A 21,214-nucleotide genomic window follows, 5' to 3' on the forward strand; every position below is an offset into this window, starting at 1 on the left:
AATTCGGATGGTAATCTGATTAGAGGAATTCGAATTACATAATTCGACTAGGGTTTGGATAGTGAGGTTTCTGAAAACAAAAAGCAGAAATTGGGAAATAAAGCTTCCAATTCCTGCTTTTTTATTCTCTTAAAAGTTTTAGCTGCTGGGAGTTATTTCCCCATATTAATTGAAGGATATAAACTCCTGGGGTTGATTGTTCCATATACCTGTTGACCACATCAGAAACGACTTCTACTTGATTGACAGTGAATGTTTCGGAAACACCTCTGATATCAGAGATTTGAATCAAGATTGGTTCATCGTTATATACTGCTCTGTTTAACAAATCAACAGTGATCGTACTTTTTTTAGAGCTTGGGTTAGGGTATACTATCCAGGAACCCTGACCTTTAATACCATCTACTTTGATCGACTTTGTTACACTGTAGCTAAATGAACCATCAAAATTTACTTGTTTTAATCTGTAATAGACTATTCCACCAGAAGCTGGAAGGTTCGTATCAGTATAACTATAATCCTTAGGCGATTCAGAATATCCTTGTCCTACTTCTTGCCCGATTTTAGTCCAAGCGGTTACTCCATCTACCGATCGCTCGATCTCAAAGTGGGAGTTTTCCCATTCTTTAGCTGTGGCCCAGGATAGTACATCACTTCTTTTTTCTGAGTTATATTTTACATCGAAGTAGAGATATTCAACTTCTAGGATGCGGAAGTTTTCATAAACAATATAGACAACGCCATCTCCACCCTTACCACCTTTGCCATATCCTGCACCACCGCCAGAACCAGTTTTATTTCTACCTGTACCTCCTGTAGCACTAGGACTTGATAAATTTCCATCCCCTCCAAGTTTTACTCCGTTAACAGACCCTCCAATCCCAACTTTTTCTGTTCCATTGAAATATTCGCCAATCCCACCTCCTCCGGCACCAAAGTATTTAATGGAGTCACCCATGATCAGTGATACCCCTTTTCCTCCATCGCCACCTTCACCTTGACCATTTCCTGCAGCCTTCCCATCTGGACGATCTGAAGCAACCCATGGAATCAACCCTCCTCCTCCTCCTCCAGCAATAGCATTCTGATTTGTATTATAATCACCATTTCCTCCTGGATTTCCATGATATAAAGTGACATTAGAACCTGAATAAGATATAGGGATTGAATTTCCTCCATTGCCGCCCTGCCCACTAGGGTTAGGTCTTGCCCCTCCACCTCCTCCGGAGGAACCATTTGCGCCAGAAATGGAGCTTTGAGAACCTCCCCCTCCTCCTCCTTGTACTAAAATATTAATCGAACTTCCATCGATATGGCCTGAAAATGATGAGGGATTACCATTCCCTCCAGATGTGTTTTGAGTTGAGGCACCAAGTCCACCCGTTCCCACAGTAATAGGAAATGTCGAACCTGCTGGTAATCCATAAGGATTAGAAGTAGAAAATAATTGTTTTATTAAAGCTCCAGATCCGCCACCACCAGAACCAAAGCCGCTGCCCCCTCCACCTCCGCCACTACCAACGTATACCGTAAAATCCGCTAATCCCTCTGGAGCGGTCCAAGTATAGTCACAGGTAAATTCGATTATTGTAGTTCCAGAAATTGCCCCGTCATCAATTACCTTAAAACAAGGATTCACAGGGGGAAGTGGATAGGTAATAATCACATAACCAGATGCTCCTGAACCTCCATCACGATTATCTATTGATCCACCACCACCTCCACCAAATGGTAAACCTGGCTTACCTCTGTTTGCAGCTGCATTTCCACTTACACCACCCGGTCCACCTGCTCCCCCGTCTACTCCGCCACCTTTACCTCCAGCAGCTCCAACTGATGTAGTTGTTGGATTATTGCCTGGATTACCATCGGTAGTTTGTCCTAGTCCGCCTAGGCCTCGAGTTCCTCCATTTGCTCCTTCTCCACCGTATGCATAAGCAAAACCTGTCGTAGGAAGATTTGGGGGACTTGAATCCCGCGTGGCCCAACTTGTCCCTCCGTTCGCCGCTGGAGTACTAGAGGAGGTTTGTCCAGCCCCACCTGTACCAACAAAAATTCCAATTGCTTCTCCGGGAACGACTGAGATAGTTTGTTCGGAATATCCTCCTCCTCCTCCTCCTGCGCCACTGGAACCTCTTCCACCACCACCACCACCGGCATAAACTTTAACAGTGATTTGAAAAATACCTGCTGGTACATAAAATGTTCCATTTGTGTCGAAAATTTTTGGTTGTATTCCAAAGAAAGTAACATTATTTGCAAATAAAGGAACTGGGCAGGTAGTCGGATCAGTTACTTTTCTGATTGAATTTATTGTCAGAGAAGTAAGGCTTTCATTGTTTATGCCTGGGCTGGAAAAGGTACCTATTCCATTGATAAAATTTACGGTGATATTAGTTGCAATAAGGGGATTAGCTAAGCCCCTTTGATAATTTACAACATAAGAACCATTGGTAAGTGAAGCAGGACTTACCGTCAATTTAATAGTAGCCGCACCTCCTAAATTTGAAGGAGAAACAGAGGAAATATCGGTGAGTGTGTACTCTGGCTGAACATCAATAATTCCTGTGGCAACGACAGTTCCACAACCTCCCGTTAAGGGAATACTATAAGTTTTCGGGCCAGGAGTTACTGTTGCAGCCACTGTCCCGCTGATGGTTATTGTTCCGTTTGTAGCGGATCCTGTCCAGACAGCAGAAAGTCCCGTCGGAAGTCCAATTGGTGCACCTATTCCTGTTGCACCTACAGTGCTGTGTGTAATGGTAGGAAATACTCCAGTATAACATGCACTTGGATTTGGATTCGATGGTGGGGTCACGGTGTTTTTTAGTACTGTAATCGTATTTGAAGTTGCAGGTGAAGTCGCTCCACAACCCTGAGCATCTTGGTAATTGACAGTAACTGATTTGCTACCTGGTGTGAGCCATTTTAAGATTAAACTTGAACTTCCATTTCCTCCAGATGTGATTAAATAATCGGTACCTAGTATCCCAGGAATAGTCCAAACGTAATTGGTTTCGCCAGCTTGGGTTGAATATGTCACATCACTATCTACACATGTTGGGCTAGATGGCTGTGCTATAAATGATACTATTGGGAGTGCATTTACCACAAATGCTCCTGAAATTCCACTGGTAACTGTGGTTCCACAAGAGCCAGAAGAAGAGACTTCTACATAATAGTATTTTGTTCCAACGACAGTGTTAAGTGGTAAATAACTGGAGGAGTTTGCCCCTGTAATTGGACTTCCACCAGAGTTCACATTGGTAGTATTACTATACCATTGGTAGGTGAATCCAGTTCTATTTGCCACAGAAATGGCACCAAAAGCTGTGGTGTTAATACATCTGGACTGACCAGCTGGTCTTAAGTTTGGAGAAATAATAGCAGCAGTTGCATTCACAGTAATTGTTCCAGTGGCATTGACAGTCCCACATCCACCGATTAAAGGAATTGAATAAGTAAATACTCCTGAATTAGCTGGAGTCCCCGAGATGGATATTGTATTGCTAGTAAAAGAAGTTGACATCCCTCCAGGATTGGAAGGGCTCCAAGCAATAGCCCCAATTGCGGTAGCGCCTGTAGTCGTATGTGTGATTGCAGAAGGTAAAGCAGTGCTTATACAAACAGTTGGTGAGCTAGAAGCTGCAGTAACCGTGTTGGTTGGGGTTACTATATAAGCTCCAGATACTGAACTTGTAACAGCTGAACAAGTTGGCGAGCTTACGACTACGTAGTAATAAGTGGTTTCTGAGGTCGAATTAGGAGGAGTATACGTGTTCGAAGTAGCTCCAGAAATTGAATTTGGTGTCGTATAATCCGGAGTATCATTGCTAAACCACTGATAAGTGTAACCAAATCCAGTTCCAACGGACATTTGGCTAAAAGCTAAACCGTTAATACAAGTTGTACCTCCTGGTGTGTTTTGGCTTTTAATGCTTGGGGTTTCATTGATAGTAAGAGTTCCTGTAGCATTGATTGTCCCACATCCACCTGTTAGTGGTATGGAGTAGGGGAAAGAACCAGAAACTGTTGGGGTTCCAGAAAAAGTGATTTGATTTCCAGCCCAAGCAGCTGTCACTCCAGTTGGCAAACCAGTAGGAGTTCCAATGCCTGTAGCTCCTGTGGTAGCTTGAGTTACGCCAGCCGGCAGGGCAGAATCTTGGCAGAATGTGCTGGAGGAAATTGTTCCGACTGTGTTGTTTGGTGTCACTGAAAAAGAACCATTAAATGATCCAGGTCCAGAACAAGAGCCGGAAGTAGTTCCTACTGTTGGATAGATAGGTGCCAAGGTATAAGAAAAAGTGCCTGCAATAGTGGAAGCGCCTGATATGATGATTCTTCCATCGACATTTGAGACACTGACTCCTGAAGGAGGGGCGGCAGAAGGACTTCCGTTTAGAACCCAATCCAGTGTATATCCTGTAGCGCCAATTAGGTCATATACTACTGGTCCGAAACCGGTTCCTAAGCAAACAGGGGTAGGGTTTGGATTACCAGAAACTAGTACATTTGAACAAGCCCAAGAAATAATAATTTGTCCGTTTCCTCCATTACCTCCACTAGCATTACTTCTGCCTTCACCACCACCGCCGCCTCCAAAATTTCCTCCTGGACTTCCATTGGCTCCTGGATTGCTCCCAATACCTCCTGAACCACCGCCTCCGCTGTTAACTCCATTTCCTGCACCTCCAGCACGAGGAGTTGCACCTGAGTCGTTATTTCCATTTTGGCCATTGCCTGAAATTCCGCCTGCACCACCTCCACCAGATCCTCCTGAATTATTACTGCCAGTTCCGTTTGGAGAACTTCCTCCAGAGGATCTAATATCACCAGAAATTGAAGCTACTCCGCCCGCACCTCCTGTCAGTCCAGAACCTTTTGAACCTCCATTGGCTATGAATAAGTTGCCAGTGTGGCCAAACGAAGATGTTCCTCCGTCAATTGCTGAACTCGAATTAGATTGACCAGAACCTCCAGAACCTACTTCAAAAGGAGCTGAGGTGAATCCGACGCCAAATGTATAGGAATTAACCCTTGTGAAAGCCCCTCCTCCACCGCCTCCAGCACCTTTGTTGTCTCCAGTAAATCCTCCACCGCCTCCAGCACCCCAAATAGAGACTTGAAGGGTAGTTTGGTAAGGTTTAGGGAAAGTGCCTGTACCTAATGCAGTGATTGTAATTGTTCGACTCTGCCCATACCCCTCCCAGCTGAAAAAAATCAGGAATGTAAAAAATAGGATAGGCCGAAAATTGATATCCATTTAAAATACGATATAATGCGTTTCATCATATTGAAAAAGCTTTTCAAAGTTAGTGTATTTTTATGAATAACAAGAATAATCTTTGATAATCAGGGGGGTAGGTATTTTTGTAGGAATCAATTTTTTTTTTTTGGAAGTGTTAAACCTTTCAGAGAGGGTTTAGTGATACATAGACCACTTTTAGGAATAAATTTATTTAGGTGAAAAAGATTTAAAATTTCAAAATGGATTAAATATCAAAATAAAGAAAACACTATTAGAGTAATTTCGATATAATTTATCTTTTTGTAGTATGCCCAAAAATGGCCGTGGCTTTTGAGAATGCCAAAAAGTTAACTTGCTGAATCAAGGATTCAGGATTTTCTTCTTTAAGAATGGATGGGCTTTTTAAAGAGACTTATGCTGTTTCAATTTCAAAAATAAGCTACCCTTGAGGGCTTACCTCATCAAAATCACCTTAAGGTATTCCTTCCAATCTCCCCAAGCGATCTCTATAGTATAAACACCAGCAGCTTTGTCTCTCAGTATGTCTGAAAGTTGAATGCTAAGTTTAACTGTAGATTCGCCTTCAATAATTTCAAAAACTCCAGTAGAAGAAATTACTCTGACGATGATTTTTTCATCATTATAGGCTCCCGCATCCAGCATTTCCAGATTGATCGGATCTCCTGTAGTTGGATTAGGGAAGACTCTCCAGCTAGTTGTGCCGGGTACTGCTTCTACTTTAATAGACTTAGTATCGCTGTAAGTTGATTCTCCATCAAAATTAATTTGCTTCAATCGATAGAAAATATTTCCTCCAGCCAACGGTAGCTCCGAATCCCGGAAATCATATTCGATAGTTCCATCGGAATAGCCAGCACCCTTAACCTCTCCGATTTTCTCCCAAGTTTTCACATTATTTACCGATCGCTCAACCTCAAATCGATCATTTTCCCACTCTTTGGTAGTAGCCCAGGATAAGTCACCTGATCGCAACGGTGAATTATACAATGCTTTGAAATAGCTCAATTCAACAGGGAGGATACGGAAGTTTGGATATCTGATATAGACGACGCCTTGGAAGCCCGCACTACCGCCTGTTCTCCCTGCGCCTCCACCGGAACCATAGGTAGTGGCAGGAAGACCTATTCCAGTATTGTTGCCTCTGCCTCCAGCATAAAAAGTTGCACCTCCTGATCCCGCATATTGGCTTCCTCCCATTCCCGGTTCGTTAACAGTAGCACCTGCTGATGTGCCTCCACCCCCAGCACCATAATAAACATCCTCTCCGGAAATGCTTCGCATTTCTCCATTTCCACCCGATCCTGCACTCATCATGTTTGCATCACCTGACCCATCTAGCCCATCCGTGATAGCTCCCCCGCCACCAGCGCCCGATCCTCCGAAGCTTTGACCGAACGCAGTTCCTCCATTATTTCCTTCTCCGTCATCAGAAGCATCTGCAATTCCTCCTCCAGAGGTATCCGTTCCGAAAGCGGCTCCACCTCCACCTGATCCACCGTTGCTACCAGATCGAATGCTTTGATCAGAACTCGAGGTTCCACCACCTCCACCTCCAGCGGCGATTAGGTCAGTGAATGTATTACTACCAGCAAAGTCAAAGGCTGGACCAGAAAATGCAGAACCTTCTCCATTTTGTCCTTGAAGATTCCCGTTAGTTGCGCCTAAACCTTGTCCTCCTGGTGAAACATTGAATACAGCACCTTGTAAACCAGGAGATCCATTCATAGAAATACCCGTGTATTGCTGATAAACGACTGCTCCGCCTCCGCCTCCGCCAGCAGCGTCGCCAAAGCCTCCACCTCCGCCTCCACCAACAACTAAGACTTCAAATTCATCCAAACCATCCGGCGCAGTCCAGTTACAATCTCCAGTAAATCGAATGATAGTATATCCTTCTGAATCCGTGTATTGGTAAACGTCACCAGAACTCGAACATGGAGGAGGAGGGGTGCAATCATAGGTGATCACAATTCTACCATTCGGACCTGTAGTGCTCACAATTGCTTGTGCTAATCGATCAACAACAGGTTCTGTGTCAGGAACCTCCGTCACGAAAACATCGGTGCCATCAAAAACTAAGAAAATTTGGCCTCCAGGCTGAACTGTCATTATTTGTGATGCGGTAGCTCCACCTAATCCATCTCCAAAGACTTCAATCCTTACTTGAAAAATATCAGTTGGGACGGTAAAAGTGGCGTCTCCATCGGCAGCCAAATACTCTGTGCTACAATTGATTCCAAAAGGAATTGTATTGTTTGTGGGTACTGAGAATGGACATTGATCGGCAACTCCTTGGATGGAGTTTATAGTAAGGATTGTTGTTCCTTCATTTGAATAGGGGAGAGATTGGAAGGTAAATTGACCTGCTGTGGTGACTGTCACAGTAATCGTTTGATCTGCAACCGCATTAGTACCACTTGTGCTATAAATAATCTCATAATCTCCCGGAGTGAGCTCAGGACTGTATATCGTAAATGTAGAGACATAAGGAGGAGTGGAGCCTACTGCAGGATTGACCACCTCAATATTCGAAATCGGGTAGGATGGATCAGCTACAGTGATGGTTCCTGTTGCATTGACAGAACCGCAGCCTCCAGTCAGAGGAATACTATAATTGAAAACTCCGACCTCCATAGGAGTACCTGAGATAGTAATATTCCCAGTCGCAGAGTCAAATGCTGCACTTACCCCTAGCGGTAAACCATTCGCTCCTGCAACGCCTGCATTTGAAATTCCGGTTGCCCCAGTTGAGGTATGAATTATAGTAACCGGTTGAGGAACATCCAAACATAATGGAGGATCCGGATTTACAGGGGCTACCGTATTTTCTGGAATCACAGTTACCACTACTGTATTCGTAGGGATTGATATGCATGCTACTCCATTCAAGGTAGAAACTGTTATTCTTCTGAATTGGGTAGTTTCAGACAGCGCTGGTGAATCATAAGTGGCAGCAGTTGCCCCAGAAATCAGGGTCCAGCTAGGATTGGAGGAATTTGTAAACTCCCATTGGTAAGTGATGGTTCCATCTCCTGTACCACTTGACGAGCTGGTAAAAGCCACAGGATCATCTCCTGTACAAATGGTTTGATCTGATGCTATTAATCCGGCTACCGGCTCGGATTGTAAGGTGATAGTTACTGGATTAGTGGCAGGTCCCTCGCAACTATTCGCACCTACTGTGGAAATGGCATATCTTCTATATTGGGTTGTTTCTGCTAAAACAGAAGGAGCATAATCTGCACTGGAAGGATTTCCAGGAACATCTACCCAATTTGGAGAAGAGATGTCAGTATTCATTTCCCATCGATAGGAGATTACTGCGCCAGCATCTTGTGGAGTATAGACACTACCGGTTATTGCCGCAGGAGTATCGCCTTCGCAAATCGTTTGGTCACTTGCTATTGAACCTTGATCTGGGACATCTCTCACTGTGATCAAGCCTTCTACCCGTACTTGCTGACAGGAACCAGTAGTAAAGACCTCGTAGACATATTCTCCAGGTGTAGTTGGAGATCCACTGATTCTCAAATTTCTACCGTTCCAAGTTGCTGAGACCCCTGCTGGTAAACCGGTGACTATAGGACCTGCTAATCCTCCTCCAACAGCATATTCGATATCGATAATGGGTGAATCTTCGCAAACTACCTGACTATCATCTGTACCAACAGCAGAAGTAAGCCTAATAAATGGTGAAAGGGTACCAAAAGAGATATCATCTAATGCAAAGTCATTTCCTCCTAGAGCTGTATTTAAATTTACAATTTCAATAATTGCAGTTGTTGCAGTTCCTGAACTCCAGCTTGGATTAGATCTAAACTCTCTCCAGTTGTCTAATCCTACCTGAGCCTGACTAGTTGGCTCAGGAGCAGTTGATAAATCCAAAACAGTACCAACCAATTGACCATTGATTTTAAATTGTAGTCTAGCATTTGATGCTGGATTCAAATTCATTGCCCAGGCTGAAAAATAATATTCTGTAAAAGGCTCGACCGTCACTTCTTGCCTCCATATCACGGGTTGTCGGAGAGGGCTACCAACAAGCGCACCTCCATTCACCATCATAAAATTCCTCGGTCCAGTTGCATTATTGGTATGGTCTCTTCCGTAGAATGCGGTATGATAGCCTCGAGGATTTGTGGTTGTACTTCCGTTAGCATTTACGTTTACTGCATAATAACCTTCTGGCCATAAACCTGTCGCAGGATTACCATTTACATAATAAGCCTGATTTTGGGTGTATTCCGTGAAGAAACTTGGATTTGCAGGGTCAAAGTTTGTAAAAGATCCATCGACGATTAATTCTTCAGCTATACTAATTGAAGATGTGCTTATACAACCATCAGGAGAAGTAGCCGTCACTGAGTATGAACCGGCGATATCGACAAGCACAGAGGAGGTTGTTTCTCCAGTATTCCAAAGCCAAGTAGTACCTGTCACATTTGAACTTGCCACTAGTTGCACATTTCCATCCACGGCACAGTAATCCGCCTGTAAGGTAATTATAGGTGTAGGGTCTACAGTAATGGTGAAGGTTTCTGAAGGACCAGGACAACCATTTACAGTTGGGGTCACAGTAATTGTTGCAGTGATAGGCCCTGAGCTGGTATTTTCAGGAACAAATGCAGGAATATTTCCTGTGCCAGAAGCCGCCAAACCAATGGATGGATGACTGTTTGTCCAGTTATAAATTACTCCAGCCACGGCATTTCCGCTGAAGTTCACAGCCGTGGTAGATTGACCTGAACAACCAACATCCTGATTAGCGATTGGGTTTACTGTCGGCGTAGGTCGTACCAATACATTGACTTGGAAAGTATTTCCTACACATCCGTCTGGCGTAGTTGGCGTGACCGTATAGGTTACAGTCTGATCCACTAATGAAGTGTTGGTCAGGGCCTGAGAAATATTGGCTTGAGGGGTAGCAACATTCGATTCACCGGTTACATTTCCATTTGGGGAAACTGTCCAAGTGTAGGTTGTACCCGTAGGAACTGAACCGTTTGTTCCATTTTGGGGTGTCACACTAAATGTGGCTCCACTACAGATTATAGTTCCAGTGATGTTGGTTATCACAGGCGTCACATTGACATCCGTAGAATTGGTAACAGCAGACACTGCTGTACATCCTCCCGTATTGCTGTAATTCACCGAAACGTTTTTGGTGCCGCTAGTTAACCAGATAAGAGTAAGAGTGTGATTAGTAGCTCCAATACCTCCTGAAGTAATGGTATAATCAGTTCCTGCAGTTCCGGGTACTGTCCAGATATAGTTGGATTGCCCACTTTGTGTGGCATAAGTAACAGGAGCTCCTACACAGAGGTCAGCAGTAGGAGCATCTGTAAATGTAGGAACTGGGAGTGGATCAACGTCAATTGAATTGGAAACAGCTGTTGCCGCTGTACAATTATTTGAATTACTGTAATTTACAGAGACGTTTTTGGTGCCGTCTGTCAACCATGTCAAGGTTACTGAATTATCAAATGGCCCAACACCCCCAGCCGTGATCGTATAGTCAGTTCCGGCAGTACCTGGGATTGTCCAGATATAATTGTCTTGTCCGGTTTGGGTAGTGTAAGTTACCGAGGTGCCCACACAGACATCAGTTGATGGTCCTGTTGTGAATGTAGGTATTGGAAGGGCATTAATAATTGTGGAATTGACTACCGAAGCTACAGCGGAACAATTATTGGCGTTGGTATAATTTATAGAAACATTTTTTGTGCCTGCTGTCAACCAAGTCAGCGTTACAGAATTACTGGAAGTTCCAACTCCACCGCCTGTAATGGTGAAATCGGTTCCAGAAGTTCCAGGCAAAGTCCAGATATAATTGGATTGACCCGGCTGGGTGGTATAGGTGACAGAAGTGCCCACACAAACTTCAGAAGGAGGAGGAGCTATGAAGGTTGGCGTTGGAAGCGCATTTACAATTGTGGAATTTACTACAGCTGTTGGGGCAGAACAATTATTCGAGTTAGAGTAATTTACTGAGACGTTTTTCGTACCCGCTGTCAACCATCTCAGCGTAACTGTGTTGCTGGACGTTCCGATTCCTCCTGCAGTTATGTTGTAATCAGTACCCGGGGTACCTGGTATCGTCCAGGCATAGTTGGATTGACCCGGTTGGGTGGTATAAGTTATGGGAGTGCCGACGCAAACCTCAGAAACGGTAGGAGCTGTAAAAGTTGGTGTAGGTAGCGCATTTACTATTGTGGAATTAATTGTTGCAGCAGCAGCGGTACAATTGTTTCCATTCGTATAATTGACGGATACTGCTTTGGTACCACTTGTTAACCAGGTAAGTGTAACTGTATTGCTAGTATTTCCAATACCTCCTGAGGTAATGTTATAATCAGTACCCGCAATTCCAGGTACATTCCACACATAATTGGATTGACCCGATTGGGTAGAATAAGTCACGGAAGTTCCTATGCATACCTGTGCAGGTGGAGGAGCAATAAATGTTGGAACGGGCAGGGCGTTTACAATTGTAGAATTGACAGTTGCGGTTGCAGCAGCACAATTGTTTGAGTTATTGTAATTTATGGATACATTCTTAGTTCCGGCAGTTAGCCAAGTCAAGGTAACCGTATGATTAGTAGATCCAATTCCTCCGGAGGTAATGGTGTAATCCGTGTTCAGAATCCCCGGTATCGTCCATACATAATTGGATTGCCCTGATTCAGTAGTGTAGGATATGGAGGTTCCTACACAAACCTCACCTGCTGGAGTAGGAGTCAATGTTGGAACTGGCAATTCGTTTACCACAAAGCCTCCTGAAATACCAGAAGTTTGATCGGGCCCACATCCTCCAGAACTTGAGACTACAACGTAATAGTATACAGGAACGCCATCAGCGACATTTGAAGAAGGTGTAAATGTATCAGAGTTGGTCCCAACTGGGGTATCTGCGCCAGTATTAATTACTCCAGTGGTATTGCTATACCATTGATAAGACAAGGTTCCAGTTCCAGAAGCGCTAACAGAAATAGGATTAAATGGGCCCTGACCTTCACAAATTATAGCACCAGTAAGATCCTCCGAATCAATAGACGTTAATGGATTGACTATGAAAGCCCCAGAAACCGAAGAAGTAACAGTACCGCAACTAGGACTGGTGGCAGTAGCATAGTAATATCTCGGTAATCCATCTGCAACCCTTGCATCTGAAGGCGGGGTGAAAGTTGAGTTAGTTTCACCTGAAAGTAAAACGCCACCTGTATTATCAGGGCTTGTGTTTTGATACCATTGGTAGTCGGCCGGTATTCCACCATCACCAGTGGCAGCTATTTCAAGTTGAGAGAAAGTACCAGCTCCAAAACAGAATTCTTCATCAGGAGCCGTAGGGTCTAGATCTAGATTAATGGAAGTACCTGATGGAGAAACGATATATGCACCCGTAAGCTCAGAAGTTTCTGAGGCTCCACAAATACCTGATACCACCACATAATAGTAGGAAATACCCTCTGGAGAAGATGGTGGAGTAAAGGCCGCAGAAGTGGCACCACTTACCTGTGTTCCTGGGTCTGTGTTTATTGGAGAATTGTCTGGTTTACGATACCATTGGTAACTTAAACCAGATCCTGATGCAGTAATTGTAATAGGGTCAAAACCATCACCAAAGCATTCAGTATCACCGACCTGACCCGGATCAATCACAGGATCAATAGAAACAGGAGTGCTTATTTCAATTGTATTCGAAGCAGGGCTGGCTATTGAACATCCATTTGCATCAGTATAATTGACCGTCACCGTTTTCGTACCAGAAGTTAACCATTCAATGGTGACGGTATTGCTACTGATACCAATACCTCCTCCAGTGATATTGTAATCAGTACCAGCAGTACCTGGCAGATCCCAGTCATAATCAAATTGACCACCCTGTGTTGTATAGGTTACCACATCATTAAGACACACCGGATTAGATGGCTCCACAGTAAAGCTTGGAGCGGGAAGTGGATCCAAATTAATTGTATTGGAAGCTGGAGAAATACCCGTACAGCCATTGGCATCGGTATAATTTACAGTGACGGTTTTGGTGCCATCAGTCAACCACTGTATGGTGACAGTATTACTAGCTGCTCCAATACCACCTCCAGTAATGGTGTAATCAGTGCCTGCCGTTCCGGATACGGTCCAGACATAATTGGATTGACCTGACTCGGTGGTATAGGTCACTTCTTCCCCAATACAAACTGGATCGGATGGCTGAACAGTGAATGTTGGTACTGGAAGGGGATCAAGCGTTATCGTATTGGAAGCAGAAATTGCACTAGCACATCCATTTGCATTTGTATATTCAACACTTACAGTTTTATCTCCATCAGTCAACCATTCTATTGTGACGGTATTGCTACTTGTACCTATACTTCCAGCTGTGATGTTGTAATCAGTTCCTGAAATCCCCGTAACTGTCCAGACATAGTTTGATTGTCCCGACTCTGTAGTATATGTCACCTCATCTCCTATACAAACTGGATTTAAAGGCTCAGTTGTGAAAGTAGGGACAGGAAGGGGATCCAGATCAATGGTGCTAACTGCCGGTGATACTCCCTCACAATCATTGGAATTTTCATAATTTACGGTTACAATTTTTTGCCCGTCAGTTAGCCAAATTATGGTAATTGTATCATCGGTGCCGCCTGCGGTGATAGTATAATCAATTCCTTCATCACCCGAAATTGTCCAGTCATAATCTGAAATATCGGAGCCAGACTGGGTTGTATACGTGACTTCTTGGCCTATACAAACTGGACCTGAAGGTGCTGTAGTGAATGTTGGTACTGGCAATGAATTAATTTCAATTGTATTCGATGCAGCAGTATTACCGACACAACCGTTTGAGTTTTCATAATTGACTGTGACAGTTTTGGAACCTGTTGTCAACCACTCTATGGAAATTGAATTGGAATTAATTCCACCAGCAGTAATAGTATAATCTGTTCCCTGGATACCTGAAAGGTTCCAATTGTAGTTTGTCCGTCCTGACTGCGTAGTGTAGGTCAACACCTCGCCTAAACAATAATCATCGGCTGGCTCAATAATGAATGTTGGAGTTGGTAGAGGACTGACTGAAATAGGACTACTAATAAATGCAGCAGCTGAACATCCGCTGGAATTTGAATATTTCAGGAATACTTGTTTTGAACCTTGTGTTAACCAAACTAGCGTTAATGAATTACTTGTACTGGTTCCGCCAGAAATTTTAGTATAATCGATTCCTTCAATTCCGGAGATCTGCCAATTATAGTTGAATTGACCGGCTTGAGTTGAATAAATTACCTCTTCCCCGATACAGACCACACCAGAAGGTGCTACAGTGAAGCTTGGGATGGGAAGTGGGTTGATGGTTAGGCTACGAGTAGCGATATCCTGGGGACAGCTTCCCGAACCGGCTACAGTGTAGCTAATTGTAGTTGTCCCACTAGTAAGCGCTGTAACTACACCTGTTGTGGTGTTGATGGTGGCAACAGTAGGATTGCTCGAGGTCCAAGTTCCTCCCAGTGATGTGGAGGAAAAAGTAGTACGCTCTCCTACGCAAAGCTCATCAACACCACTCAAAGTTCCGGCATCCGCTAATGGAGTCACCGTGATGGATCGGGTTTCAAAATCATTTGCGCAGCCTCCTGATCCGGCTACCGTGTAGGTCAATATAGCTGAACCAGCAGATACTCCTGTTACAACTCCTGTGATTGGATTTACTGTGGCCACAGCTGGATTTCCTGAGGACCAGGTCCCACCTGAGACGGTGGAAGAAAATGTTCGGGTGCCTCCTTCACATACTTCTTGAGTTCCACTCAGAGTCCCTGCATCGGGTGGAGAAGTAACCGTAATGCTGATATTGGTTTGAGGAGCAGGACATCCTCCACTTGCTGGAAGGGTATAGAAAATATCTACCGTACCAGCAGCAACACCTTCAACCAAACCTGTACTGGAAACCGTGGCAATAGCTGGATTGGCCGAAGACCAAGTGCCAAAAGCGGTAGTAGATAAAAGCTGTGATTCCCCTCCAATACAGACATCCTGATTTCCACTAAGGGTTCCAGGGCTAATAGGCTGGTTGATGAAGACTGTTCTGGAGGAGGTGGCTACTGTACAGCCGGTTATAGTATAGCGAATAGTTGCAGCACCTGCACTTACTCCGGTAATCACACCTGTTGTAGGGTTGACGGTTGCGATAGTTTCATCAGCAGATGACCAAACCCCACCTGCCATCGTGGAAGTAAACGTTGTAGTACTTCCAATACAAATGGATTGAGGCCCATTTACAATACCTGCAGTCAGAGTATAAGAAATTTTGATTCTTCCAGCTCCCCCATTTCCTCCAAATACAGATGAACTTGAGCCATCCCATCTTGCACCACCACCACCACCTCCCGGAACTTGGCCCGCCTGACCACTGGTATTTTGTACATTGGTTCCAGCTCCCCCATTTCCTCCATCACTTCCAGCTGGAATTGTTCCAGGAGTTATTACACCGCCATTTGCACCATTAGAATTGGCATAGCCGGAGGATCCACCACCACCACTACTAGATCCTGATTGGTCACCACCCCTTCCACCAGAATAGGCTACATCATTCCCAGTACCAACCGTCCCCCCTGCTCCTCCACTACCTGAATTTCCAACTCCGGTTCCGCCCCTTGCAAGCAAACCTGCGCCAAAAGTAGTGTTCCCGCCATTAATTGTAGTATTATTTCCGCCAGGACCTACTACATAATTAAAAATATCACCGGGATTTACGCTTAGAATGGACCTAGAATAGCCGCCTCCGCCTCCGCCTCCGCCTTCATTTCCGCTTCTTATACCTCCTCTACCTCCTCCTCCCCAGCCTTCAACAATTATTTCGGTCACACCATTAGGAACTACCCAAGTGCCAGAAGGATTTGTTGCAAAATCTAAAGTCGCAACACATCCACAATCCTCGACCACAATAGTTCCTGTGGCAAAGGCTACTCCGCATGTTCCTAGTATTTCGATGCTGTAGTTGAAGGTTCCCAGCTCGGTAGCATTACCAGTAATGCTTATTTGCCCAGTAGAAGGATTGAATGTAGCACTTACTCCAGTAGGAAGACCATTGGCCCCATCCACTCCATCTCCGAAGATTCCGGTAGCACCCGTAGTACTATGCGTAAGATTAATGTCCCCTGTAAAAAAACAGAATGTATTGGAGGAACCAGGGCTTACGGTTTTGCCAGGATTAACCTGTATAGTTTTGGTAACAACTGCAGGACTGCAGGAACCTCCACTAGCAGTAAGTTGTAAGGTGATGAGGCCCAAAGCACTATCGTTTGCTCCTGCTGTGTAGGTAGCTGTAGCAGGATTATTGGCATTGGTCCAGGTACCTGTTCCATTTAAATTGGTCCAGACACCACTAGTTGCAGCACCTCCTATATTACCTCCCATAGGAGCTGAGGTATCTCCATCACAGATTTCAGGCAATGCTCCTCCAGCATTAGCTGTTGGACTGGTGGTGATTGTAAGCGTTTTAGTGGCTATAGCTACTCCACAGCTTCCCCCGATAGTGGTCAGGGTTAAAGTAATAGTTCCAGATTCCGAGGCTCCGGCAGTATAAGTTGCAGTTGCTGGATTGGTGGGATTAGTCCAAGTACCAGTTCCCCCGCTCCAGATTCCTCCCGCAACAGATCCACTAACTGATCCCCCCATTGCTGGGGTCGTTTGGCCCTGGCAAATTCCAGCTAAGGCTGGACCGGCATTGGCTTGGGGGAGAGCATTTACCAAAATTGTTTTTGAAACTGAGACTGTACCACAAGATCCTCCAGTCGTTGTCAAAGTAAGAGTTATTAAACCAGATTCTCCCGGTGCAGCCGTGTAGGTCGCATTAGCAGGACTATTGGCATTAGTCCAGGTACCAGATCCTCCACTCCAAGTTCCCGAAGTAGCTACACCGCCGATACTTCCTCCCATAGGGGCAGAAGTTTCTCCCTGGCATATCGCAGCCAATGCTCCACCGGCGTTTGCCGTTGCTCCGGGGTTTACAGTTATGGTTTTCGAGGCACTTACTGTCCCACAAGAGCCTCCTGAAGTAGTTAGGGTTAGGGTAGCTGTACCACTGTAGCCAACAGGTGGAGTCCATGTGGCATTTAAAAAAGTTGCGCTTGGGGAAAAGGTACCTCCGGCACTAGAAGACCAAACTCCTCCAGTAGCTCCACCGCCTACACTTCCTCCAAGAGCGGCAGAGGTTTCACCCTGACATATAGCTGCTAGTGGAGAACCTACGTTAACCGTTGGATTTGGATTTACCAGAATTGTTTTAGAGGCGGTTCTGATACAACTTCCTCCCGTAGTAGTCAGTGTTAAGGTAGCTGTTCCTGTATATCCTGCAGGCGGGGTCCAAGTAGCATTTAGGTTGGTTGCGCTTGGACTAAAGGTTCCCCCTGCATCAGAGGTCCAAGTTCCTCCTGTTGCCGAACCTCCAACACTTCCTCCTAGGGAAGCGGAAGTTCCTCCCTGACAAATTGTAGCCATAGCCGCTCCGGCATTTGCAGTTACTGTACAGGTAATTGGTTTGAGAGCTAGTAAAATACTTAAGCTTCTTTCGCTATCATCTAGATCTGCTTCACCTCTTCCTACATTCCCTGAATTTGTTTTTATGTTCCATGCCCCAGCTACAGCCAAATCTGCATCTGCATCTCTATCTCGATAAAAGAGCTCGTTTAAGGTTCCAGGGTTGTTGTTTTGTGTGCGCCAGTCATCTATGTCGACATTGTTGTTTCCAATGATGCTAAGCATTACTATTGCCGCATTCGGGGTTACAGTAGTGACGGTTTCAGTCCTTAAGTCATCATTATTTCTAGAGTTTAGGTCACCAGGAGCCACATCAAAAGGTGTTCCTCCAACTCCACCTGTAACATCCACTCCTGAAAAGGCAATAATAGATCCGACCATATCTTCAGCATCATCATCACCATTGAATGTGAAGTTTGCTGCCGCTACATCAGCTGCAGTTGCTACTTTGTATAAAACAGTTCCTTGCCAACGGTCAGAACCGCCTCCAACATTATCTCCATCAATAACCGTCCAGCCAGAAGAGGTGACATTTCCCATCCCGTCACGCTCATCGTTACTTTGACCAATAGTTGCAATCATCAAATCACCTACTTGCAAGCCAGTTGGCCTTGCAATGGTTAGTGAGTTAGTTCCGCTGGTGGCTGTTGTAGCAGTTCCTCTTTGCGCTATTTGCCCAAAACCTTCGGTTATCCCAGCACCAAAAAAAAGAAATAAAAGGGCAATCACCCAAAACTTAAAAAAGCCTTGGATTAACCTTAAACAAAAAGAAGAAGCGCTCTGCTTTTCCAATGAATTCTAATTATTAATTATATGTAAAAAAAAAATCTATTTTAATTCTAGCTATTCTATTTAGGCTTATTAATGACATCTACAAATCATTAAATAAACCAATAAAAATAGCTAATTATTCAACTTTTAGCAGTTCGAATATAGGCTAATAATTAAAACCTAAAAAATTTTTTCAAAAGGGTAATTAGGGATACAAAAAATTGATTTTCAATTAGCTAAAAAAGTAATTAGTAGAATATTTTGTTTACAAAAAAAAGTAATGAGTTTTAACTACCTCCTCAAAATCACCTTATGGTATTCCCGCTTAGCTCCCCAAGTAATCTCTAAGGTATAGACACCAGAGGGTTTTTGCTCAAAGTAGTTACTGACTTGTGTACCCATTTCACGCATTTCATCCACTTGAATAAATTCATATTGACCAGTAGGAGAAATCACTCGTAAGGTTACAGGCTCATCCCGATAGGCAGATGGGTCGAGTATTTCTATACTAAAAGGGTATCCCGTGGTAGGATTAGGAAAGACTCTCCAGTTTGTGACACCAAGTAGAGGTTCTACTTGGATCGCTCGGGTGTCACTATAGGTTGAGTCTCCATCAAAGTCTACTTGTTTTAGTCGATAGAAGATATTCCCTCCAGCAACAGGGAGTTTCAAATCTTGATAATCATATTCAATAGGACCATCTGAGTATCCAGTCCCTGATAGTTCTCCTATTTTTTCCCAAGAAGTAACATTGTTTATAGATCGCTCCACTTCAAAGCGATCATTTTCCCATTCTTTGGCCGTAGCCCAAGTCAAATCACCAGAACGCAAGAAAGAATTGTATTTAGTCTCGAAATAGAGATAATCTACAGGTAATATTCTACAGCCTCCATAATAAGCGGGAGAGGGTGCAACATTTATATTAGAGTCAGAACTTTCTAATGGAAATGTCCCAGTGCATATTTCAAAAACACTAGAATTTGTGACATCCAAATCACTTCGTGATCCTTTAGAGAAATTACCTTCTATCAAAACAACAGAAGTCCCGCTACTTGTCCAACTAGTACCATTATTATTGTCAAAATTTAGATTTCCCCTTAGAGTTGCTCGCGAATTCCCTGAGATTATGACGTCAGCACCTCCATCAATATTTGAATTTCCGACAATTACTATCTCAGAATCTCCTGAAAAATTTAATGTAGTTCCGCTATTATCTATCGTAAGTGTAGAATTCAAAGTCAAATTACCTGAATCACTTACAAATAAATCTGCTCCTCCTTCTGCTAACAAGGAACCAGAAATAGTCACTGTTGCATCATCTCTTAAATTAAGTGTACTACTGTTGCCGTCAAACAAAACATCTGAATCAAAAGTACCTACAGAATTGCCTGAGAACCTTATGCCATTAGCTAAGTTGTTAGTAGTCACTTCAACATCCCCTTCAACAAGCAATGTCGAGTTATCATCCATTGAGAAGGTAGATTGGTCGTCTAAAGATAATTCACCTTCTATTACAATTTGACTATTGTCATTACCTAATATTTTTGATTGGTCAACAAGCTCAATATTATCTGATATAGAAATTGATGCATCATTATTTAATGTTATTGTCGATTGATCTTCCATTTCTAAATCATCTCCGACTACTAAATCAGCATTATCATAAAAAATTAGCTGCGAACCTCCCAGCATTGTCATGTCACTTCCAATATTTAATTCCGAATCATCAAAAAATTCTAGCGTAAATGAATCATCTATTTCAAAATCACTTCCTATTAATAAACTAGAACCACCACTAAGCTGAATGTTGCCGCCATCAGAGAGAAGTAAATCTCTAGATTCCATAAAAGAATCATCTTCAAAAATTATTGAAGGTGTATTGCCATCAATAATTACATCTCTATTTGAAATAATTCCAGATGTACCTGAAAAGGTTACATTAGAGCCGCCGCGAATAATGAAATCCCTATTATTCCCAGTGGATTCGAAAATGGCATTAGTAGAAGCTGTAAAGTTTAATGAACCGTTTCCATCGATTGTTATACGATCGGATGAAAACTGAATATTACCACCAGCTTCAAACTGAGCAGCTTGGGTTATTTCTGTTATATCATCAACATTTATGTCTAAATCTCCTGAAATAGTTATGTTACTGTTTCCGCTAACTAAGAAATCATCTCCTACGTCTAGATTACCTGATCCACTTAATGTTAATGACTTATTATTGTAACCTGTTACTGATAAATCTCTATTTATTGTAAGAGTTCTATTCGCTGCTATTTGAATAGAGACCTGATTATTATTTCCAATATCTAAATCATTAAGGCCATTGACGTTGTGATTAATGATTATGTTGATTTGACAAGCGCGGTTATTTGTGGCAACGGGAGGAGTGTTGGGAATTGGACTTCCACAGCCTGCTGTATTTGTAATGGTCCACCTACCGGCATTATTCCAATTTCCGTTCGAGTTTGAAGTGTATGTTTGACTAAAACTTTTGCTTCCCAAGAATTGGCAACAAAACAGTAGAAGAAAATAGAGAAGATACCTACTTCGCATTAAAAACTAATTATAAAATGGGTACCCTACAGGGAACGGATTTGGTTAGACTTGTACAATATAATTTGCCTTTTGCTATATCAAAAA

At 43.5% G+C, this 21,214-nt stretch carries 3 protein-coding genes; all 3 read right to left on the minus strand.

Annotated elements, in window-relative coordinates; genetic code table 11:
- Positions 1–121: 121 nt before the first annotated feature.
- Positions 122–5,263, minus strand: a complete 5,142-nt coding sequence (locus BVC88_RS21660) for a glycine-rich domain-containing protein (RefSeq protein ID WP_075349018.1) — start codon at positions 5,261–5,263, stop codon at positions 122–124.
- A gap of 438 nt (positions 5,264–5,701) precedes the next feature.
- Positions 5,702–18,589 carry a PKD-like domain-containing protein gene (locus BVC88_RS02280; RefSeq protein ID WP_075349019.1) on the minus strand — a complete coding sequence of 4,296 codons (12,888 nt, stop codon included), beginning with the start codon at positions 18,587–18,589 and terminating at the stop codon, positions 5,702–5,704.
- A gap of 270 nt (positions 18,590–18,859) precedes the next feature.
- A complete protein-coding gene (locus BVC88_RS02285) occupies positions 18,860–21,076 on the minus strand; it encodes an autotransporter outer membrane beta-barrel domain-containing protein (protein WP_075349020.1) in 2,217 nt (738 codons plus the stop codon).
- Positions 21,077–21,214 lie beyond the last annotated feature (138 nt).

The sequence above is a fragment of the Algoriphagus marinus genome, from assembly GCF_001936475.1.
Lineage (GTDB): Bacteria > Bacteroidota > Bacteroidia > Cytophagales > Cyclobacteriaceae > Algoriphagus > Algoriphagus marinus.

Excerpts from the sequence above, each read along its gene's own strand:
- BVC88_RS21660 (WP_075349018.1), bottom strand. The coding sequence starts at position 5,263 with ATGGATATCAATTTTCGGCCTATCCTATTTTTTACATTCCTGATTTTT.